20 protein-coding genes are annotated in these 21,111 nt (G+C 65.7%); 17 read left to right on the top strand and 3 right to left on the bottom strand.

Translation table 11 applies throughout. From position 1 onward, the window contains the following. The first annotated feature begins 22 nt into the window (after nucleotides 1–22). Together L1080_RS13965 and holA are read left to right on the top strand one after the other, a co-directional pair. Nucleotides 23–1,132 carry a carboxylate-amine ligase gene (locus L1080_RS13965; protein WP_250771425.1) on the top strand — a complete coding sequence of 370 codons (1,110 nt, stop codon included), beginning with the start codon at nucleotides 23–25 and terminating at the stop codon, nucleotides 1,130–1,132. Nucleotides 1,133–1,199: 67 nt separating this feature from the next. Then, nucleotides 1,200–2,177, top strand: a complete 978-nt coding sequence (holA, locus tag L1080_RS13960; protein ID WP_159921435.1) for a DNA polymerase III subunit delta — start codon at nucleotides 1,200–1,202, stop codon at nucleotides 2,175–2,177. Between the two features lie 69 nt (nucleotides 2,178–2,246). Here holA and rpsT read toward each other — a convergent pair whose 3' ends face one another. Next, nucleotides 2,247–2,507 carry a 30S ribosomal protein S20 gene (rpsT, locus tag L1080_RS13955; RefSeq protein ID WP_109328964.1) on the bottom strand — a complete coding sequence of 87 codons (261 nt, stop codon included), beginning with the start codon at nucleotides 2,505–2,507 and terminating at the stop codon, nucleotides 2,247–2,249. A 305-nt stretch (nucleotides 2,508–2,812) separates the two neighbouring features. Here rpsT and L1080_RS13950 point away from each other — a divergent pair, with 305 nt between their 5' ends. The 4 genes from L1080_RS13950 to L1080_RS13935 all read left to right on the top strand — a co-directional run bounded on the left by L1080_RS13950 (nucleotide 2,813) and on the right by L1080_RS13935 (nucleotide 7,092). Then, a complete protein-coding gene (locus tag L1080_RS13950) occupies nucleotides 2,813–4,447 on the top strand; it encodes a circularly permuted type 2 ATP-grasp protein (protein WP_250771428.1) in 1,635 nt (544 codons plus the stop codon). Continuing rightward, nucleotides 4,447–5,418, top strand: a complete 972-nt coding sequence (locus L1080_RS13945; RefSeq protein WP_159921439.1) for an alpha-E domain-containing protein — start codon at nucleotides 4,447–4,449, stop codon at nucleotides 5,416–5,418. The genes L1080_RS13950 and L1080_RS13945 overlap by 1 nt, the downstream gene beginning before the upstream one ends. Before the next feature lie 8 nt (nucleotides 5,419–5,426). Then, nucleotides 5,427–6,257 carry a transglutaminase family protein gene (locus L1080_RS13940; protein ID WP_213578105.1) on the top strand — a complete coding sequence of 277 codons (831 nt, stop codon included), beginning with the start codon at nucleotides 5,427–5,429 and terminating at the stop codon, nucleotides 6,255–6,257. A 61-nt stretch (nucleotides 6,258–6,318) separates the two neighbouring features. After that, nucleotides 6,319–7,092: an aquaporin gene (locus tag L1080_RS13935; protein ID WP_109328969.1), complete on the top strand. Its 774-nt coding sequence runs from the start codon at nucleotides 6,319–6,321 to the stop codon at nucleotides 7,090–7,092. Between the two features lie 75 nt (nucleotides 7,093–7,167). On the opposite strand, the gene L1080_RS13930 is transcribed toward L1080_RS13935, so the two are convergent. Continuing rightward, nucleotides 7,168–7,731: a type II toxin-antitoxin system PemK/MazF family toxin gene (locus L1080_RS13930; RefSeq protein ID WP_250771431.1), complete on the bottom strand. Its 564-nt coding sequence runs from the start codon at nucleotides 7,729–7,731 to the stop codon at nucleotides 7,168–7,170. A gap of 65 nt (nucleotides 7,732–7,796) precedes the next feature. Here L1080_RS13930 and lepA point away from each other — a divergent pair, with 65 nt between their 5' ends. The 3 genes from lepA (at nucleotide 7,797) to L1080_RS13915 (ending at nucleotide 11,742) form a co-directional block, all read left to right on the top strand. Beyond that, nucleotides 7,797–9,689, top strand: a complete 1,893-nt coding sequence (gene lepA, locus L1080_RS13925) for a translation elongation factor 4 (protein WP_109328974.1) — start codon at nucleotides 7,797–7,799, stop codon at nucleotides 9,687–9,689. A gap of 58 nt (nucleotides 9,690–9,747) precedes the next feature. Next, nucleotides 9,748–10,686, top strand: coding sequence for an NAD(P)H-dependent flavin oxidoreductase (locus tag L1080_RS13920; RefSeq protein WP_159921445.1), 939 nt, complete (start codon nucleotides 9,748–9,750; stop codon nucleotides 10,684–10,686). Nucleotides 10,687–10,758: 72 nt separating this feature from the next. Then, a complete protein-coding gene (locus L1080_RS13915; RefSeq protein ID WP_250771434.1) occupies nucleotides 10,759–11,742 on the top strand; it encodes an ABC transporter substrate-binding protein in 984 nt (327 codons plus the stop codon). On the opposite strand, the gene L1080_RS13910 is transcribed toward L1080_RS13915, so the two are convergent. Beyond that, nucleotides 11,743–13,719, bottom strand: coding sequence for a glycoside hydrolase family 15 protein (locus L1080_RS13910; protein ID WP_159921447.1), 1,977 nt, complete (start codon nucleotides 13,717–13,719; stop codon nucleotides 11,743–11,745). It abuts the gene before it with no gap. An 86-nt stretch (nucleotides 13,720–13,805) separates the two neighbouring features. Between L1080_RS13910 and L1080_RS13905 the strand changes: the two genes are divergently transcribed. From L1080_RS13905 to L1080_RS13870, 8 genes are all read left to right on the top strand, one after another. Further along, nucleotides 13,806–13,988, top strand: a complete 183-nt coding sequence (locus L1080_RS13905) for a hypothetical protein (protein WP_284708046.1) — start codon at nucleotides 13,806–13,808, stop codon at nucleotides 13,986–13,988. Between the two features lie 125 nt (nucleotides 13,989–14,113). After that, complete coding sequence (locus L1080_RS13900; RefSeq protein ID WP_317746273.1) at nucleotides 14,114–14,203, top strand: Ms4533A family Cys-rich leader peptide; 90 nt, start codon at nucleotides 14,114–14,116, stop codon at nucleotides 14,201–14,203. Nucleotides 14,204–14,366: 163 nt separating this feature from the next. Continuing rightward, nucleotides 14,367–15,398 carry a sulfate ABC transporter substrate-binding protein gene (locus tag L1080_RS13895; RefSeq protein ID WP_159921451.1) on the top strand — a complete coding sequence of 344 codons (1,032 nt, stop codon included), beginning with the start codon at nucleotides 14,367–14,369 and terminating at the stop codon, nucleotides 15,396–15,398. Between the two features lie 7 nt (nucleotides 15,399–15,405). Then, nucleotides 15,406–16,290, top strand: coding sequence for a sulfate ABC transporter permease subunit CysT (gene cysT, locus L1080_RS13890; RefSeq protein WP_159921453.1), 885 nt, complete (start codon nucleotides 15,406–15,408; stop codon nucleotides 16,288–16,290). Then, the gene (gene cysW / locus L1080_RS13885; protein ID WP_109328983.1) at nucleotides 16,287–17,093 is read left to right on the top strand and encodes a sulfate ABC transporter permease subunit CysW; all 807 of its coding nucleotides are present in this window, start codon (nucleotides 16,287–16,289) and stop codon (nucleotides 17,091–17,093) included. Before cysT ends, cysW begins: the two co-directional genes overlap by 4 nt. Beyond that, nucleotides 17,090–18,103, top strand: coding sequence for a sulfate/molybdate ABC transporter ATP-binding protein (locus tag L1080_RS13880; protein WP_159921455.1), 1,014 nt, complete (start codon nucleotides 17,090–17,092; stop codon nucleotides 18,101–18,103). The genes cysW and L1080_RS13880 overlap by 4 nt, the downstream gene beginning before the upstream one ends. A 40-nt stretch (nucleotides 18,104–18,143) precedes the next feature. Beyond that, a complete protein-coding gene (locus L1080_RS13875) occupies nucleotides 18,144–19,526 on the top strand; it encodes a sulfatase family protein (protein ID WP_374433877.1) in 1,383 nt (460 codons plus the stop codon). Nucleotides 19,527–19,589: 63 nt separating this feature from the next. Then, on the top strand, nucleotides 19,590–21,080 hold the full coding sequence (locus L1080_RS13870; RefSeq protein ID WP_250771437.1) for a UDP-N-acetylmuramoyl-L-alanyl-D-glutamate--2,6-diaminopimelate ligase: 1,491 nt from the start codon (nucleotides 19,590–19,592) through the stop codon (nucleotides 21,078–21,080). Nucleotides 21,081–21,111 lie beyond the last annotated feature (31 nt).

The raw sequence follows: 21,111 nt of genomic DNA, 5'->3' as shown, positions 1-21,111 counted from the left end.
CCGATCGGGGGATACCTCTCGGATGGGCGCTGCAGCAAGGGAATCGGTTCGAAACCTCACCGTCGGCGTCGAGGAGGAGTTTTTCCTGGTCGACTCCTCGGGGCATCTCTCCGACGCGGGACCCGATGTGGTGGCGGAAGCCGGTGAGGAAATCCAGGGACTGCAGCGGGAACTGTCCCGGCCCCAGATCGAAACGGCGACCGGTGTGTGCTCCACCGGTGAAGAGGTGCACGAGCAATTGCGCACTCTGCGCAGCAGTCTGGTGAAGGTTGCCGCGGACCGCGATCTCCTGCTCCTGCCCAGTGGCACCCCGCTGATGGTCGAGGAAGGTCCCGCTGCCATCACGCCGACACCGCGCTACCAGAAGATGGCTCGTCGTTTCGGGCCGATCGTCGATTCGGTCACTACGTGTGGCTGCCATGTTCACGTGGGGATACCGAACCGTCAGATCGGTGTACAGGTGAGCAACTACATCCGAGGATGGCTGCCCGTCGTCCTCGCGCTGGCCGCGAACTCGCCATTCCACAGCGGGCAGGACACCGGCTACCACAGCTGGCGTCACATCCTGTGGTCGCGCTGGCCATCCGCAGGCCCGCCGCCGCGTTTCGACTCCGCTGAGGAGTACGAGGACACCGTGACCGCGATGATCGCCAGCGGCGCTGCTCTCGACCGCGGCATGATCTATTGGCACGTTCGACTGTCCGACGCGCAGCCGACCATCGAGATTCGGATCGCGGACGTCGCCATGACCGCCGCGCACGCGTCCGTGTACGCCATTGCGGTGAAGGGGCTGGTCGCGCGGGCGTTGCGGTACATCGACGACGGGGTGTCCGTCGACTCACCGCGGATCGAACTCTTACGTGCGGAGCAGTGGCGGGCAGCCCGAGAAGGGCTCGACGGGGAATGTACGAGTCCGGTTTCGGCCCGGCCTCTGGCGATCCGGCGGCAACTCGAATTGCTGCACGACACGGTGAGTGACGTCCTCGGCGCGGAGGATCGGGGCTTCCTCGAAGCCGGACTCGATTCGATGCTCCGTGACGGAACGGGCGCAGAGCAGCAACGCGCCGAGTTCGAACGGCGCGGCTCGCTGGCCGACGTGCTGGCATTCCTGACGCGAGAGGTGATCAGTTGAGGTCGCGTCCGTCCGATAGGCGCCGGGGGTCGCCGTCCGTGTCCGCCGCCCGTGGCACGATTGTCGCGTGAGCACCCCAACCCAGCTCGAACAACTTCACCTGGTCCTCGGCGACGAGGAATTCCTCGTCGAACGCGCGGTGTCGACCGTGGTCGCCCAGGTCCGGGCCACTGCTGCCGTCGCGCAGGGTGCTGAACTGCCCGTCAACCGGCTGCGGGCCGGTGATGCCGGTGCAGCAGAACTGGCCGAGCTGCTGAGTCCGTCCCTGTTCGCGGAAGACCGGGTGGTGGTGCTCGAGTCCGCCGCGGAGGCGGGTAAGGATGCGGTCGCGCTCATTCTCGACGCCGCAGCAGACCCGCCGCCAGGTGTCGTACTCGTGGTTCTGCACTCCGGCGGTGGGCGTGCAAAGGCGATGACCGGCTCCCTCGAGAAACTCGGCGCGGTCACTCACCAGTGCGCCAAGTTGAAGTCCGGTGACATCATCGGCTTCATCCGCGGCGAGTTCCGAACGCTAGGCGTCCGGGTGTCACCGGAAGTGGTGCAGACCGTGTTCGAGGGTGTGGGCTCGAATCTGCGAGAACTTGCGGCCGCCTGCTCACAGCTCACCGCTGACACCGGCGGGAAGATCGACGTGGCTGCCGTTCAGCGGTACTACTCGGGCAAGGCCGAGGTGACCGGGTTCGATGTTGCGGACAAGGCTGTGGCCGGGGACACGGCGGGTGCCAGGGAAGCGCTGCGATGGGCCATGCTGCGTGGGGTACCGCACGTGCTGCTCGCGGACGCGCTCGCCGACGCGGTGCACTCGATTGCGCGCGTGGCGCCCGCAGGCAGGGGGGATCCGTTTCGGATGGCGTCCGAGCTGGGTATGCCGCCCTGGAAGATCAAGAAGGTGCAGGCTATCGCCAAAGGGTGGACTCCGGCGTCCGTCGGCGAAGCGTTGCGTATCGTCGCCGCTCTCAACGCAGACGTGAAAGGTGCCGCTGCGGACGCGGACTATGCCGTCGAGAGCGCGGTCGGACGCGTATCGCTGCTACGGCAGCTCTGATCGGCGCACGACAACAGCCGCTCGATCCGAGGACCGAGCGGCTGCTGGAGAGCTACGACGAAGGTGTCGTCAGATCTTGTTGAGAGCCTGCGCGAGAGCAGACTTCTTGTTGGCAGCCTGGTTGGCGTGAATGACGCCCTTGCTGGCCGCCTTGTCGAGCTTGCGGCTGGTGGCGACGAGGAGCTCGTTGGCCTTGTCCTTGTCACCGGCCGCCGCAGCCTCGCGGAACGAGCGGATGGCCGTGCGCAGCGAGGACTTCACCGACTGGTTACGGAGTCGGGCCGCCTCGTTGGTACGGATCCGCTTCACCTGGGACTTGATGTTGGCCACGCGTAAAATCCTGTCGTCTTAAGCTGGATACGGTCTAGAAAGCTGTGGGCGCACACTTATGCACCGACAGGCGAGATTACCAGTGATCGGGGTCCGATCTCAAACCGGACCCCGGACGCGCCGGGGACAGGGCGGCTGCGCTGCTGAACGGGTGTACATGTAGCAGCATGTCTGGGATGACGCCCCCAGCATCGAAGTCGTCAAGAGTAACGAAGTCGCAGGGAAGCACGAAGGCGCCGGCTCCCATCTCGGGCGACAGCAGACAGAAGGGCGTGAAAGCGTCAGCAGCTCAGTCGCGAGCCTCTGTGACGACCCGATCACGCACGCCGGCGCGGCCCGCGCACGTGTTCGACGGCTATGTCGACGTGGGAGGGTACGGGCTGGCGTTCGACGAGATGTTCGACCGTGACGGAAGTGTCCGGCCGCCCTACAAGGGTGTCTTCAAGGCCCTCGAGCCGGCCGACAGCGCTGATCTCGCCGCCCGCTCCGAGGCGCTGGGCAGGGCCTTCATCGACCAGGGCGTGACATTCTCCCTCTCCGGTCAGGAACGGCCGTTTCCGCTCGATCTCGTCCCCCGGGTGATCGCCGCCGCGGAGTGGACGCGCCTCGAGAAAGGGATCAAGCAGCGCGTAAAAGCGCTCGAGATGTTTCTCCACGACGTCTACGGGGAGCAGCGCATCCTGCGCGATCACGTCCTCCCGAAACGATTGGTCACCTCGTGTGAGCACTTCCATCGGGAGGCGTCGGGCATCGTTCCACCCAACGGTGTGCGCATTCACGTGGCCGGTATCGACCTCGTTCGTGACGAGAACGGCGTGTTCCGCGTACTCGAGGACAACCTGCGCTCGCCGTCGGGAGTGTCCTATGTGATGGAGAATCGCCGCACCATGGCGCGCGTCTTCCCCGACCTGTTCATGTCCCATCGCGTGCGTTCGGTCGGCGACTACTCCACGCATCTGCTGCGCGCACTGCGGGCGTCCGCCGCGCTCAACGAGGCCGACCCGACCGTGGTGGTGCTCACTCCCGGTGTCGCGAACTCTGCCTATTTCGAGCATTCACTGCTCGCGCGCCAGATGGGGGTGGAACTCGTCGAGGGCCGCGACCTCTTCTGCCGCGACAACATGGTCTACATGCGCACCACCGAGGGTGAGCGCCAGGTGGACGTCATCTACCGCCGCATCGACGACGACTACCTCGACCCGATGCATTTCCGGCCGGATTCGGTATTGGGTGTGGCCGGTGTTCTCAACGCCGCGCGGGCCGGCAACGTCGTCATCTCGAGTGCCGTCGGAAACGGTGTCGCCGACGACAAGCTGGTCTACACCTATGTGCCGCAGATCATCGACTACTACCTCGGTGAGAAGCCGCTGCTCGCGAACGTCGACACGTTCCGGTGCTGGCTCGACGACGAGTGCGAGCAGGTGCTTGACCGCGTGGACGAACTGGTCATCAAACCGGTGGAAGGTTCGGGTGGCTACGGCATCGTCTTCGGTCCCGACGCCTCACCCAAGGAACTGAACACGATCACCCGGAAAATTAGGGCAGACCCGCGGGGATGGATCGCCCAGCCGCTGGTCCAGTTGTCCACGGTGCCGACCAAGATCGGTGACGAGCTCGTGCCCCGGCACGTCGACCTTCGCCCGTTCGCGGTGAACGACGGCGAGGACGTGTGGGTGCTGCCAGGGGGACTGACCCGGGTTGCCCTGCCCGAGGGTTCTCTCGTGGTCAATTCCAGTCAGGGCGGTGGCAGCAAGGACACTTGGGTGCTCGCCAGCCGAACCTCGGATGAGGAACAGGAACTCGCGGGGGAGGAACTCGTCACCGAACCTGCGCAGACCGCAGAAGCCGAGCAGGGTCCCGAACTCAGTACGTCGCAACAGCAACAGCAACAGCAACAGCAGCAGCAGCAGCAGCAGAAGAAGTGTGGAGGTGAGGGCTGATGCTGGCGAGAAACGCGGAATCGTTGTACTGGATCGGCCGGTACGTCGAGCGTGCCGACGACATGGCGCGGATTCTCGACGTCGCGGTGCATCAACTGCTCGACGATGCGTCGGTGAATCCGGACCGAACGTCCCGGCTGCTCCTGCGGGTTCTCGGGATCCCTGCTCCGAGTACAGAACTCGACGTGCGCTCGGTCACCGAACTCGTCGCCTTCAGTCGCAATCAGGTCGGCTCCATCATCGACTCGCTCGCCAGCGCACGCGAGAACGCCCGAGGCGCCCGCGAGGTCACGTCGAGTGAGATGTGGGAGTGCCTCAACGCCACGTACAACGGTCTGGCGGAACGCGAACGCGCAGCCAAACGCCTAGGGCCGCACGAGTTCTTCCGCTACGTCGAGGAGCGCGCGGCGATGTTCGCCGGTCTCGCCGACTCGACGATGAGTCGTGACGACGGCTACCGCTTCCTGCTGCTCGGCCGCTCGATCGAACGTGTCGACATGCTGGCGCGAATGCTGCTGTCCCGCGCGGGCGACCGACCGTCGTCGCCGGCATGGGTGACGGTTCTGCGTTCGGCGGGCGCTCACGACACGTACCTGCGCACCTACCGCGGCGCGCTCGACGCCAACCGCGTCGTCGAGTTCATCCTCCTCGACCGCTTGTTCCCGCGGTCGGTGTTCCATGCCATCCGGCAGGCGGAACAATGTCTCGCGGAACTCGACCATCAACCCGACAGCCGGGTGGGACCGCGCGCCGAGGCGCAGCGTCTGCTGGGACGGGCGCGGAGCGAACTCGAGTTCCTGCCTCCCGGTGTTCTCCTCGAGGACCTCCAGGACCGGTTGGTGGGCTTGCAGGACACCTGCCGTGAGCTCGGAGAAGCGATCGCACTGCAGTATTTTCACGCCGCGCCGTGGGTGGCGTGGACCGATGCACGGGCCGTCGGCGCAGAAGCCGTCGTGGAGGGAGAGTTGTGAGCTGGCGAATGAGGGTGGTGCACACCACCGGTTATGCCTACGACGCGCCGGTGACGTCTTCATACAACGAGGCGCGGCTCACGCCCCGCGGCGACAGCAGGCAGACGGTGATTCTCAACCGAGTGGAGACCACACCGGCCACCCGTTCGTATCGCTACACCGACTACTGGGGTACCGCGGTCACCGCCTTCGATCTGCACGCGCCGCATCGGGAACTCGAGGTCACAGGGCTGTCGGTCGTGGAGACGGAACCGTTCTCACCTCCCGAGGAGTCGGTGGATTGGGACGAACTGGCGGGGCCGGCGGTGACGGACCGGTTCAACGAGCAGCTCAGTAACACCCAGTACGCGCCCCGCAACCGGAAGCTCGACGCGATCGCTCGCGACCTCCGGAAGGGGTGTACGCCCGAGGAAGCCGTTGTGGCCGCAGCGGACTGGGTGCACGCGGAGATGGCGTACGTTCCCGGGACCACGGGCGTGCACACGTCGGCAGTCGAGGCCTGGGCCGAACGGGAAGGCGTATGCCAGGATTACGCCCACCTGACGCTCGTCCTGTTACGGAGCATGGGGATTCCCAGCCGGTACGTGTCGGGATATCTGCACCCGAAAGCGGATGCGGCACTGGACGACACGATTGCGGGGGAGAGCCACGCCTGGGTGGAGGCATGGACCGGCGCGTGGTGGGGGTACGACCCCACCAACGCTGTGGCCGTCAACGAGCAGCACGTGTCGGTGGGTGTCGGGCGCGACTACGCCGACGTCCCGCCGCTCAAGGGAATTTTCTCGGGAGGGCAGGCAACAGATCTCGAAGTCGTCGTGGAGATCACACGCCTGGCGTAAAGTCCGGCGCAGAACTGTGGAAAGCAAGGACTAACGATCCATTCCGACGAAGGTGGGTTCAATGTCTCCAACCGCACAGGAATACGTAGAGGTCGAGCCGATCTCGGATATCAAGAAATACTCGGCGGAGGCAATCGGCACTTTCGTGCTGGTTTTCTCGGCAGTGGGCACGGCGGTGTTCGCCGGAGCCAAGGTCGGCAATCTCGGTGTGGCCCTAGCTTTCGGACTGACGCTCCTCTTCCTCGTCTACGCCATCGGTCCCATTTCCGGGTGTCACGTCAATCCGGCCGTCACCATCGGACATCTGGCCCTCGGCCGAGTGTCGGTGGTCCGGGCCGGCCTGTACATCGTGGCCCAGGTGATCGGCGGCCTCCTCGCAGGACTCGTCATCTACGCCATCGCGCAGAGTCTGCCGTCGTACGACCGCAAGGCCGACGGGCTCGGGGCCAACGGCTGGGGTGAGCACAGCCCCTCGGCGATCAAAGGCCCTCTGGGCGGCATTCTGGAGAACGGATACGGCATCGGTGCTGCGATGATCGTCGAGGTCCTCCTCACCGCTTTGCTCGTGTTCGTCGTCCTGGCCTCGACCGACCAGATCTCGGATGTACCGCTGGCCGGTGTGTCCATCGGCTTCACCCTCGCGGTGATCCACCTGGTGTCCATTCCGATCGACAACACGTCGGTGAACCCCGCCCGCAGTCTCGCCGTGGCCCCGTATCAGGTCGGCGCGCTGTCGCAGGTGTGGTTGTTCCTCGTTTTCCCGTTGATCGGCGGTGCGGTGGGCGCCCTGGCCTACCGCTCGCTGTTCGGCAGGTACGACCGCCTGCAGAGTTGACGAAAGCCGGCTCCCTCGGCGAATGCCGGGCACGCACCCCTCGGTGCGTGCCCGGCCTTACTGTCCCGGCGAATCTCACTGCCAGCTGAAATCGGCCCTCAGCCGCCTTGCCACGAGCTCGAACGTCGTCCGCTCCATGACGGCGCCCTCGCGCCGGATCCCTTCCTCGGGCACGTCGAGCACCCGGTCGAGGCGGACCCAGCTCGGGCGACCCTCGGAGTCCCAGGAACCCGAGCCGACCGCCACCCAGTCGCGGTCACCGTCGTGCTTGCTCTGCGAAGACAACATCAGGCCCAGGAGCGTCGCGCCGTCCCGCCCGACGACCAGTACGGGCCGGTCCTTGCCCTGTGCCGGATCTTCCTCGTACGCCACCCAGGTCCACACGATCTCGCCAGGGTCCGCGCGCCCGTCCAGGTCGGGGGAGTACTGCACCTTGCGGGCACGGTGGGCAGTCGGCGCGGAGTTCGCGGTAACCGGGCGGCCAGCGCTCGGCTTCGGCGCGGTGGTGGCCGAACCGGTCAGCACACCGGCTGCGCGGTCGAGTGCGCCGGACTTCTGCAGCTGCTGCAGCAACTGGGGGCCCTTGTCTCGCGCCAGTTTGGCCAGTGTCTTCCCGATGCTGCTCCACGTGCTCGCCATGGCCGTCGAGCTTAGTGCGTGTATGCCGCAGCAGCCGGAGTCCGGTGGCTTGGATATCCTGACAGGTGACAGTGGCCCGGAACCGGGCCGGTGCCGGTCCAGGTAAGGGGTCCCCCATCAGCAGCTTCGCCGACAAGACGTTCACGGATCCCGCACAGATCCGGAATTTCTGCATCATCGCGCACATCGATCACGGCAAGTCGACGCTGGCCGACCGCATGCTTCAGCTCACCGGCGTGGTCGAAGAACGGCAGATGCGGGCCCAGTACCTCGACCGCATGGACATCGAGCGCGAACGCGGCATCACGATCAAGGCGCAGAACGTCCGGTTGCCGTGGAAGGTAGGTGACGAGGAATTCGTCATGCACCTCATCGACACGCCCGGGCACGTCGACTTCACGTACGAGGTCTCGCGTGCCCTCGAGGCGTGCGAAGGCGCGGTGCTGCTGGTCGACGCCGCTCAGGGCATCGAGGCTCAGACACTGGCCAACCTGTATCTGGCGATGGAGAAGGACCTCACCATCATCCCGGTGCTCAACAAGATCGATCTGCCTGCCGCCGATCCAGACCGCTACGCCGAGGAAATCGCGCACATCACCGGCTGCGAGCCGGGCGACGTGCTGCGCGTGTCCGGCAAGACCGGTGTGGGCGTCAAGGAACTTCTCGACGAGGTCGTGAAGCAGATCCCGGCGCCGGTCGGCGACGCCGACGGACCGGCGCGCGCGATGATCTTCGACTCCGTGTACGACGCCTACCGCGGTGTCGTCACCTACGTCCGCGTGGTCGACGGGCGGATCTCCCCGCGCGAGAAGATCACCATGATGTCGACCGGCACCACCCATGACCTCATCGAGGTCGGCATCATCTCGCCGGAGCCGAAGGCCAGCATCGGACTGGGTGTCGGCGAGGTGGGCTACCTCATCACCGGTGTGAAGGACGTGCGGCAGTCGCGCGTCGGCGACACCGTCACCGCAGCCCGTGGCGGCGCCACGGAACCGCTCGTCGGCTACCGCGACCCCAAGCCGATGGTCTATTCGGGTCTGTATCCCCTCGACGGCTCCGACTACCCGGTGCTGCGCGACGCTCTGGACAAGCTGCGCCTGAACGACGCCGCACTCGCTTACGAGCCGGAGACGTCGGTGGCGCTCGGATTCGGTTTCCGGTGCGGGTTCCTCGGACTGCTGCACATGGAGATCACCCGCGACCGCCTCGAGCGCGAGTTCGGCCTCGAACTCATCTCCACGTCACCCAACGTGGTGTACCGCGTGGTGATGGAGGACGGCGCCGAGCACGTCGTCACCAACCCGTCCTACTGGCCGGAGGGCAAGATCCGCGAGGTGTACGAGCCGATGGTGAAGTGCACCGTCATCGCGCCCAGCGAATTCATCGGGGCGATCATGGAGCTGTGCCAGAACCGGCGCGGTGAACTCGGCGGCATGGACTATCTGTCGGAGACCCGCGTCGAGCTGCGCTACGAAATGCCCATGGGCGAGATCATGTTCGACTTCTTCGACGCGCTGAAGTCCCGCACAAAGGGGTATGCGAGCCTCGACTACGAAGAGTCCGGCGAACAGCAAGCGGATTTGGTAAAGGTCGACATCCTGCTCCAGGGCGAGGCCGTCGACGCGTTCTCGTCGATCGTGCACCGGTCTGCCGCCGGCGCCTACGGCGGACGGATGACGTCCAAGTTGCGCGAGCTCATTCCGCGCCAGCAGTTCGAGGTCCCCATCCAGGCGGCCATCGGCGCGAAGATCATCTCCCGTGAGAACATCCGCGCGATCCGCAAGGACGTGCTTGCCAAGTGCTACGGCGGCGACATCAGCCGTAAGCGCAAGCTGCTCGAAAAGCAGAAGGAAGGCAAGAAGCGCATGAAGACCATTGGGCGAGTGGAAGTGCCCCAGGAGGCTTTCGTCGCCGCGTTGTCCTCCGAAGCGGTCGGCGACAAGCCGAAGAAGTAACGCAGCCCCGCCCGGAGGTGTCCCCTCCGGGGTGTCCGAACGAAAGTAGGTACGCGGCGTGGCAATCGAAACCTGGCTGACCCGGACTCTCGGGATCGAGGTGCCGATCTTCGGAGCCCCGATGGGCGGGCGGGCAGGAGGCACTCTCGTCGGCGAGGTGTCGAAGGCGGGCGGGCTCGGCCTGCTCGGGGCAGCCCGCTATGCCACCCCGGAGTGGATCGCGGACGAGGTGGCGATCGCGCGCAGCATCGGCGGGGACGCCTTCGGGATCGGCCTGATGACCTGGGCGCTCGACGACGATGACGCGCTGCTCGACGCCGCTCTGGCTCAGAACCCGCGGGTGGTCTCGCTCTCGTTCGGGAACCCCGCACCGTATGTGGATCGCGTCCACGACATCGGTGCGCTCGTGGTGTCGCAGGTCAACACCGTCGAGGACCTTCGCGTGGTGGAAGCTGCCGGCGTGGACGTCGTCATCGCCCAGGGCGGTGAAGCCGGTGGTCACACCGGTCGAATCGGGACGCTGCCCCTGCTGCAGGAGATCCTCGAGGCCACGTCGTTGCCCGTGCTCGCCGCAGGAGGAATCGCGACCGGCCGCGGCCTTGCCGCGGTGATTGCCGCCGGCGCCGAGGGCGCGATGATCGGGACCGTCCTGCTCGCGAGCCCGGAGACCATCGGCCCGGAGTATGCGCGGAGCAAACTGATCGCCGCGGGCAGCGCCGACACCGTCTACACCTCGGTGTTCGACCAGGCCCGCAGCCAGCCGTGGCCTTCGCGGTGGGGTGGCCGGGCGCTGCGCAACGACTTCACCGGCAAGTGGCACGACGCCGGCGCCGCAGAGAGCGAACTCGCCACGGCGTACGACCCCGCGAATCCTGACCTCGGGGTCGTGTACGCGGGCGAAGCGGCCGGGTTGGTCACTTCCGAGCAGCCGGCGGGAGCGGTGGTCCGCCGGATCGCCGCCGACGCGGAGCGACTGCTGACGCGTTTCGCGAAGTGACGGCAACGAAGGTGTAGCGCCGAGTCGTCCGATATGCCAAGGTTAGCCTTGGCTTATCGAGAGGGGTGCGCTGTGCGTGGAGGTCTGGTCATCGCGCTCGTGTTGTCGGTGATGTTCGCCGGTGCCGGCTGCAGCGTCGACGCTCGTTCCGACGAGGCAGCCGAGCGGCAGATCACGGTCGAACATCGCTTCGGCACGACGACCGTGGAGGGCACACCGACCCGGATCGTCGCGACGAGCAGCCAATGGCTCGACGCGTTGTTGGAATTCGGCGTCCAGCCGGTGGGGTATCTCTCAGCTGGTCCGATGGGGGACGAGCGGGGACTTTATTCCTCGGAATCCGATGTTGCCGAGGCGGCGGTCGAACTGGACCGAGCGTCGGTGACTCAGTCGGGTGCGCCGTTGCCTGCCGAAGAAATCGCCGCCATGAATCCCGACCTGATCCTCGGTTCGTTCGCCATCACGGATCAAGACGACTTCGATCGAATCTCCGGCATCGCACCTACCGTTGCGGCGATCGGCGATGAACAGGTCGACCCGTGGGAATTGCAAGTCGAGACGCTCGGTCGACTGCTCGGTAAGGAGGGGCAGGCAGCCGAGATCGTCGCGAAGACCGACGGATTCGTGAATGGCCTGACCGACCGACTGCCCGGCCTCGCGGGCAAGACGGCTGTCCTCTCCCAATTCATGTTCGCCACCGATCAATTGGTGGTGGTGGCCGATCCTGACGACGGCGCGAGTACCGTCTTTCGCCGGCTGGGACTGACATTGCCGCCGGATCTCGTCGAGGAGGCGGGTGCCACGGGTGGTCGGCTGATGCTGAGCCCGGAGAGGGTCGACGCCCTGGACGCCGATCTCGTCGTCATATTGCCCAACGGCGGCACGCGCGAGGACCTGATGGCACTGCCAGGATTCGCCGAGCTTCCGTCGGTGCGTGGCGGTGGGCTCGCGGCCCAGGACTACGCGACCGTGGTGGGATTCAACACGCCGTCGAGCCGCTCACTGGTGTATTCCCTGAACCGGATCATGCCCCAGCTCGAGGCAGTGGCCACCTGATCAGACGGTCTGATGCGCAGGTTGGAAGCCGCCCGCGGCGGCCTCTTCGGCGCGGATGACGTGGACCACTGCGTTGATCAAAGCCAGGTGGGTGAACGCCTGCGGGAAGTTGCCCAGATGTCGTCCCGACGCCGGGTCGATTTCCTCCGCGTACAACTTCAGTGGACTCGCGAAGCCCAGCAGCCGGTTGCACAAATCCTTGGCGCGGTCGAGCTCACCGATCTCGACGAGCGCCGAGACCAGCCAGAAGGAACAGATCGTGAACGTGCCCTCCTTGCCCTCGAGTCCGTCGTCGGTGGTCTCGACCTGATAGCGCAGGACCAGGCCGCCCTCGGTCAGTTCATCGGCGATGGCGAGGACCGTGGCGCGGATACGCGGATCGTCCGCTGGAAGGAACCGCAGTAGCGGGGCAAGGAGCAGTGAGGCGTCGAGGTCGTCGCTGCCGTAGCGCTGAGTGAAGACACCGCGACGATCCACCCCGTGCTCGAGGATGTCCTCCTTGATCTCGTCGGCCAGGTCCGACCACTGCTGTGCGTAACTCGCCTCACCCTGCTGCTCGGCGAGTTTGGCGCCGCGGTCGAGGGCGACCCAGCACATGATTTTCGACGAGGTGAAGTGCTGTGGTTCGCCGCGCACCTCCCAGATGCCGCGGTCCGGGTGCCGCCAATGCTTGACCGCTTCCTCCACCTGACGTTTGAGCATCGGCCACAACGTTTCGGGAACCCGCTCCCGCGACTTCACGTGCAGATACACCGAGTCGAGGATCGTTCCCCAGATGTCGTGCTGATTCTGGTTGTATGCACCGTTGCCGATGCGCACCGGCTTCGCCCCGCCGTACCCGGACAGGTGATGCAGTTCGGCCTCTTCGAGGGTCTGCTCGCCCCCGACGCCGTACATGACCTGGAGCGGATGATGGTGGCCGTCCTCGGAGGCAGAAACGTCATAGATGAACGAGAAGAAATCGTTGGCTTCACGGTCGAGCCCGAGACTGTACAGACCCCACAACGCGAAGGTCGAATCGCGAACCCACGCGTAGCGATAGTCCCAGTTGCGCTCGCCGCCAGGTGTTTCCGGCAAGGAGGTCGTGGACGCGGCCAGAAGGGCGCCCGTGGGCGCGTACGTCAAACCCTTCAGTGCGAGCGCACTGCGTTGAAGGTAACCGCGCCACTTGTGGTCGGGGAAACGGCCGATGGTGATCCATTCGCGCCAGCACTTCGCGGTGTGCCACATCTTCTGGGCGGCCTCGTCGAACGTCTGGGGTGCTGGCAGGTGCGACCAGGACAGCGCGACGAACACGTTGTCGCCCTCGACCATGCGGGTTCGGGCCCTGGCCTCGCGGCCCTCGAGGCCGATCTTCAGATTGGTGGTGAGCCGCAGCACCGGATGATCACCCGGGCCGCTCGCGTTGCAGGTGGCCGTGGCCTCCTCGTACACCTTGCCCGTGTACTCCCAGTGCGCTGTGCCACGGTGATAGTCGAAGGCAGGTTCGCAGCTCATCTCGAATTCGACCGTTCCGTTGACGCACTTGACCGTTCGCAGTAGAACATGCTCGGCGTCCCAGTCGGTGGGTGTGCGCCGATGCGAACGGGAGCGTTGCTCGGTGTTGTGCCACGGGCCGAGCACCAGCGCGTCACGCACGATCAGCCACCCCGTCTCGGTTTGCCAGGTGGTCTCGACGATGAGCCCGCCCGGCAAGTAGCGGCGGGCCGCCGGCACGTTCTGCCCGTACGGACCGATGCGGAAGTGGCCGGCGCTGCGGTCGAGAATCGCGCCGAAGACGCTGGGGGAGTCGGGACGTGGGATGCACATCCATTCGACGGCCCCGTTGCGGGCGATCAGGCACGTGGTTTCACAGTCCGAGAGGAACGCGTAGTCGTCGATCGGCGGAAACGTGTCGTGCCGATGGTGCCCGCCGGATGCGGTCTTACCAGGGGTCGTCGGCCCGAACGGAAGCTTCTGGTTCTCGGTGGACACCATCTGGACATCATCGACCGCCTGCGTCGCGCCGTCCACCTGTGCGGCCTCCCGACATCGGCGGGCGATAGGGTGGTGCGGTGGAATTGATGGCGGGTTGGTGGGACGGCTTCGAGCTGTGGATCGCCGGCCTTCCCTTCGTTCCTCAAGTCGCACTCGTGCTGCTGGTCATGGTGCCGGTGTGCCGCGGCGTCGCGTGGCTGCTCGATCGAGCACTGGCCGCAGTCTTCGTCCTGCTCAGGCGGGATGTTCCCACAGTGGAGGAACCCTGATGCCGCGCTCCCGCGTCACACTCGCCTTGCTCGCGCTCATCGTTCTCGTTGTCGTCGCCTGGCTGCTCACCCGATAGCTCGGTTCGATTCGAGAGGCTGGTTCAGCCTCTGCTACAGTCCACGGCGTGTCTGAAGCCGCTGTACACCAGGTCCGCCATGAATTGGCGTTGATCGCTGTCGGCATGCTTGCAGTCGCCGACATCGACTGTTGTTGATTCTCACCTCGCACCCAGCAGTCGGCATTTCCGGCATCGAGCAGTTCCGCCGCCGATGGCGCATCGCTCTTTCCGTTGCGTTCCTGCAGGTGCCGATGGGCGCGTCCCCCCTCTTCTCGTTTCGCACTACTCCTCTGTAAACAGTTCCCAGGAAGGTTTCTCCATGAAACGCCGTTCTCGTAGTCTTCTCACGGCCCTCGTGACACTCGGAGCTGTGGCACTGACCGCGTGCAGCGGCGGCGCGAGCGACACCGCCGGCAGCGACGCGGTGGGTGCAGACGGCAGTGCCGGCACCATCAACCTCTTCGCGTACGCGGTGCCCAAGCCCGGCTACGACAAGCTGATCCCCGCGTTCAACGCCACCGAAGAAGGCACGAACGTCGCGTTCCAGCCGTCGTATGGCGCGTCCGGTGACCAGTCCCGCAAGGTCAAGGACGGTGCCGAAGCCGATTTCGTCAACTTCTCGGTCGAGCCCGACGTCACTCGTCTCGTCGACGCGGGACTGGTCGACAAGACGTGGAACCAGGATGCCTACAACGGAATCCCCTTCGGTTCGGTGGTCACGATCGTCGTCCGTGAGGGCAACCCGAAGAACATCCGGGACTGGGACGACCTTCTGAGCCCCGACGTCGAGGTGGTCACGCCCAACCCGTTCAGCTCCGGATCGGCGAAGTGGAATCTGCTCGCACCGTATGCCGCGAAGAGCAACGGCGGCCAGGATCCGAACGCCGGTCTCGCCTACATCACCTCGCTGGTCAACGACCACGTGAAGATTCAGCCGAAGTCGGGCCGTGAGGCGTCGGAGGCGTTCCTGCAGGGCACCGGTGACGTGCTGCTGAGCTACGAGAACGAGGCGCTGTTCATGGAGAGCAACGGTGATCCGGTCGAGCATGTGACCCCGCCGACCACCTTCAAGATCGAAAATCCGGTCGCCGTGCTGTCCAACAGCAAGCACCTCGACAAGGCCAACGCGTTCAAGGACTTCCTCTACACCCCCGAGGGGCAGAAGCTGTGGGCGGAGGCCGGGTTCCGTCCGGTCGACCCGGCCGTGGCGACGGAGTTCGCCGACAAGTTCCCCCAGCCGGCGAAGTTGTGGACCATCGCCGACCTCGGCGGCTGGTCGAAGGTCGACCCCGAGTTGTTCGCCAAGGACACCGGGTCGATCGCCGTGATCTACGACAACGCAACCAGGTAACACCGACATGAGCGACGCACCAACGACGACGGCGGTCGGCACCGGCACCACGGTGCCTTCCCCGCCCGATCGCCGCACCCGTAAGAAACTCGTTCAGGTCACCGGCGCGGTCGGACCGTTGGGTATCGGTGTCGCGACCCTGTGGCTGAGCATCATCGTGGTGCTTCCCCTCGCCGCCCTTACCGTGGCGTCGTTCGGTGACGGCATCAGCGGCTTCGTCGACGCCATCACCAGTCCGGTCGCGTTGGCCTCCCTGCGGGTCACCATCATGGTGTCGGTCGTGGTGGCGGTGATCAACGTGGTGATGGGCACGCTGATCGCGTGGGTGCTCGTCCGCGACGAGTTTCCGGGCAAACGGATCGTCAATGCGCTGATCGATCTCCCGTTCGCACTCCCGACGATCGTGGCCAGCATCGTCCTGCTGGCCCTCTACGGGCCGGAAAGTCCCATTCACATCTACCTCAACGCGACGCAACCCGGACTGATCGTGGCACTCGCATTCGTGACGCTGCCCTTCGTGGTGCGTTCGGTGCAGCCGGTACTCATCGAGGTGGACCGGGAAGTGGAAGAAGCTGCGGCGTCGCTCGGTGCAGATAATGTGACGATCTTCCGGCGAGTCGTCGTCCCGACCCTCATGCCTGCGATCATCAGCGGTGCAGGGCTCGCGTTCGCCCGTGCGATCGGCGAATACGGGTCGGTGGTCCTCATCGGCGGAAACATTCCGCGTGAGACCCAGATGGCATCGCAGTACATTCAACAACAGATCGAAATCGATCGGCCTGCCGCTGCGGCGGCCGTGTCGGTGGCACTTCTGGCCATCGCGTTCGTGACGTTGTTCGTTCTGCGGCTTCTCGCGAGTCGTGGCCAGCGTCGTGAGGAGCAGGCGGAATGAAACTGTCGGGACCCACCCGCATCACTCTGCGCACCGTCGCGCTGCTCTACCTGTTCGGCCTTCTCGTCGTGCCGATCGCGGTCATTCTCTACCGAACGTTCGAGCGTGGCATCGGTGCGTTCATCGACTCCATCTCGACCCCGGCGGCAATCTCGGCGCTCAACCTGTCGATGCTGATCGTCGCCATCGTCGTGCCGATCAACGTGGTGTTCGGAATCGTGACCGCCCTCGCTCTCGTACGGGGACGATTCCCGGGTCGTGGTCTGGTGCAAGCCGTGGTGGATCTGCCGTTCGCCGTGTCCCCGATCGTCGTGGGTGTGTCGCTGATCCTGCTGTGGGGTACCAACGGCTGGTTTGGGGGAGTGGAATCGCTCGGGTTCAAGGTCATCTTCGGACTGCCGGGAATGGTGATCGCCACGTTGTTCGTGACGCTTCCGTTCGTGGTGCGCGAGGTGGAGCCCGTGCTGCACGAGATCGGGGAAGAACAGGAGCAGGCGGCCGCGACGCTCGGGGCAAACAAGTGGCAGACCTTCTGGTTGATCACCCTCCCCGCCATCCGGTGGGGTCTGACGTACGGGGTAATTCTCACCATCGCCCGCTCGTTGGGCGAGTTCGGCGCCGTCATCATGGTGTCGTCCGGGTTCCCCGGAGTCTCGCAGACCCTGACACTGCTGGTGCATTCGCGGTACATCGACGACCACAACACCTTCGGGGCATATTCGGCGGCCACCCTGCTGATGGGCATTGCCGTACTCAGCCTGCTTCTGATGACTCTGCTCGACCGTAAGAGGAGCACCACATGATTACCGTGACCGGCGCGCGCAAGAACTACGGATCGTTCGCTGCCCTCGACGACGTGACCATCGACATCCCCTCGGGTTCGCTCACTGCGCTCCTCGGTCCGAGTGGTTCCGGCAAGTCGACACTGCTGCGCTCCATCGCCGGCCTGGAGGCACTCGACTCCGGCACGGTGGTGATCGGCGGGAAAGATGTCACGAACGTCTCGCCGCAGAAACGTGACATCGGATTCGTGTTCCAGCATTATGCGGCGTTCAAGCACATGACGGTGCGCGACAACGTCGCGTTCGGACTCAAGATTCGAAAGAGGCCGAAGCCGGAGATCGACAAGAAGGTCAACGAGCTCCTCGGAATCGTCGGGCTCGACGGGTTCCAGCACCGATACCCGGCTCAGTTGTCCGGCGGGCAGCGACAGCGCATGGCGCTCGCCCGGGCATTGGCTGTCGATCCCCAGGTGCTGCTCCTCGACGAGCCGTTCGGTGCCCTCGACGCCAAGGTGCGGACCGACCTGCGCACCTGGCTGCGCCGGCTCCACGACGAGGTGCACGTGACCACCGTCCTCGTCACCCACGATCAGGAGGAGGCACTCGATGTCGCCGACCGGATCGCCGTCCTCAACAGGGGCCGCATCGAGCAGATCGGTGAACCGGCAGACCTCTACGATCGTCCGGCCAACGATTTCGTGATGTCGTTCCTCGGTTCGGTGGCCAAACTCAACGGCCAGCTGGTCCGTCCTCACGACATCCGGCTCGGCCGCGACCCCGACATGGCACTTGCCCAGAAGGCGGGAACCGCGGAGTCGCTCGGGGTGACACGGGCCACTGTGGAACGGGTGGTGCATCTCGGGTTCGAGGTGCGGGTCGATCTGCGCAACGAGGCGACCGGCGAGCGTTTCTCGGCCCAGGTGACGCGGGGTGACAGCGCGGCGCTGCATCTGCAGGAGGGTGAAACGGTGTACGCGCGGGCCACCCGGGCACCGGAGCTTCCCGAGGCGGAAATCCCGGTGTCTCTATAGCCCGGTGTCTCTGTAATCCCGAGCCGACGAGGAGGCGATTGTGACAACTCCGGCAGTGCCCGCAACCCGCGACAACGTGCTGATCGTGCACTGGCACGACCTCGGCAGACATCTGGGTTGTTACGGTGCGTCCGGTGTGCGAAGTCCGAACCTCGACCGGCTCGCCGCGGAGGGAGTGCGGCTGACCGACGCGCACGCGGTGGCACCCCTGTGCTCCCCGTCGCGGGGCGCTCTCTTTTCGGGCCGGTACCCGCACAGCAACGGTCTCGTCGGACTCGCCCATCACGGATGGCAGTATCACGACGACGTGCAGACGTTGCCGTCTCTTCTGTCGAACGCCGGGTGGTACACGGCCCTGTTCGGCATGCAGCACGAGACGGCATACCCGAAGCGGCTCGGCTACCACGAGTACGACGTGACGAATTCGTACTGCGACTACGTCACCGATCGTGCGTCCGGGTGGTTGTCCCGATTCCCGCCACAGCCGTTCCTGTTGACGGCGGGATTCTTCGAGACGCACCGCCCGTACCCGGCGGACCGCTACCGGCCGGCCGACCCGGAGAGCTTCGCGGTGCCGTCGTACCTGCCGGACCGGCCGCAGGTGCGCGAAGACCTGGCCGGGTTTCACGGTTCGATCGAGGTGGCGGACGCGGCCGTTGGACGGCTGCTGCACACGCTGGAGGCCGAGGGACTCGACGACAGCACGTGGGTCGTGTTCTTCACCGACCACGGCGAAGCGTTCCCCCGGGCCAAGTCGACCCTGTATGCGCCGGGCACCGGGATCGCGACGATCATCCGCCCACCGCGCCGGTTGCGCGCGGCGCCCCGTGTCTACGACGGATTGTTCAGTGGTGTGGATCTGGTGCCCACCCTTCTCGACCTGCTCGGTGTGCCGGTGCCCGCGGAGGTGGAGGGCGTCTCCCACGCCGAACAGCTACTGGGTGCGTCGAACGACCAGGCGCGCGAGGTGGTGTTCACCGAGAAGACCTTCCACGACACGTTCGACCCGATCCGCGCTGTGCGATCGAAGCAGTACAGCTACATCGAGAACTATGCGCCTCGGCCCGTTCTCGACCTTCCGCTCGACATCCAGAACAGCCTGTCCGGTGACGCGATGGGTACCGAGCACCTCGCGCCACGCCCGAGCAGGGAGCTCTACGACCTCGCTGCCGATCCCGACGAACGCGTGAACGTCGCAGACACCGAATCCTTCGCCGGCATCCAGGCCGAGTTGTCGCTCGAGCTTCACGCGTGGCGACGGGCCACCGGCGACGCCATTCCGAGCGATGAGGAGGGCACCGCCTACGCCCGAACCGCAATGGAGAAGTATCTCGCCAAACTGGACCGCACGCCCGATGTGCGGTCGGCGTACAGCGCGGAGCGCGGCATCCTCGACGAACCGCGGAACAACACCGACACCTGACCGGCCGAAATCGAAGATCCGGTTCAGCCCTCGCACGCCCCGTGGCAGTGGTGCACTGAGAGCGTGAGCATCGATTGCCCGTCCCGTCCGCCCACACCTCTGCGCGAGGTGCTGCGCCGCCTCGGCGCGGCGGCAGTGCTCTTCGGGACCGGGGAGGAAGTCGTGACGGGTATCAGTCAGGACTCGCGTCTCGTCCGGCCGGGCGACCTCTATGCGGCGCTGCCCGGCCAGCGCTGGCACGGCGCCGCGTTCGCCGCCGAAGCCGTCTCGCGTGGTGCGGTCGCGATGCTGAGTGACCACCCGTCGGAACTCCTGCCGACCATCGTCGTGGACGATCCGCGGTGTGCTGTGGGGCCGCTCGCTTCCGCACTCTACGGAAATCCCTCCGGCGCACTCGATGTCTACGGCGTGACGGGAACGAACGGAAAGACCAGCACCGCATATCTCCTCGAGGCAGGTTTGCGCGGCGCCGGAATTGCCGCCGGACGGATTACCGGCATCACGGTGCGGGGACGCCGCGGTTCGCGGGACGCTGTCCGGACCACTCCCGAGGCCTCCGAACTCCACCAAACTCTCGCGGCTTTCAAAGACCAGGGGGTCTCCGCGGTGGCGATGGAGGTGTCCAGCCACGGGCTCGCGCTGCATCGCGTCGACGGAACGTCGTTCGGTGTAGCCGTATTCACCAATCTGGCACGGGACCATCTCGATTTCCACAAAGATATGGATTCTTATTTTGCCGCGAAGGCGAGGCTGTTCAGCGCCGAGCGTTGTGCGACAGCGGCAATCGGCATAGACGACGAATTCGGTCGCCGCCTTGCCGCCACTGTGTCCGTGCCCCGTCTGACCTTTTCCTCGAGGTCTGTGGCGGCAGATATTTACGGAGACGACGTGCACGCCGACGAGGGTGGAACTTCGTTCAGGTTGCACGGCCCGTCGGGGACGACCACGATTCGACTGCGGCTCCTGGGAGCACATCAGGTGGACAACGCACTTGCCGCCGTCACGGCTCTGACTGTGCGCGGGGTCGACCTCGACGGCGCGATCGCCGGAATCGAAAGCCTCGACACCGTGCCGGGTCGTCTCGAAGCGATCGACGCCGGCCAGCCCTTCCTGGCCTTCGTCGACTACATGCACAACACGGGAGGTCAGCGGCGGTTGTTCCCGTATCTTCGCTCCCTGACCCGGGGCAAGGTCATCGTTGTCATCGGGGCGACGGGCAATCGTGATCCGGGTAAGCGCGCCCCGCTAGGGACGACGGCAGCCGAGCTCGCCGACATCGTCGTCGTCACAGACGAAAGCCCGTTCTCGGAAGATGCCGAGGTGCTGCGGGACGACGTCGCAGGAGCGGCGCGGAGGGTGAAGACCGCTGAGGTACTCGTCGTCCCCGAACGCGGCGAGGCCATCGCGACCGCGGTCACGCTGGCCGCACCCGGTGACGTCGTCGTCGTAGCGGGTCGCGGTTCCGACGCCGTGCAGGATTTCGGCCGGGTCCGGCGACCTTTCGATGATCGCGTCGCCCTTTACGACGCCGTACTCCGGTTCGCGCGGGCGTGAGCAGACCCGGCCTCAGGCCTCGACGGCGCCG

The sequence above is a fragment of the Rhodococcus sp. MSC1_016 genome, assembly GCF_023667485.2.
Classification (GTDB): Bacteria; Actinomycetota; Actinomycetes; order Mycobacteriales; family Mycobacteriaceae; genus Rhodococcus_F; species Rhodococcus_F oxybenzonivorans.
The sequence above is the reverse complement of the archived record's forward strand: the minus strand, read 5'-3'. Positions and strand labels throughout refer to the sequence as shown.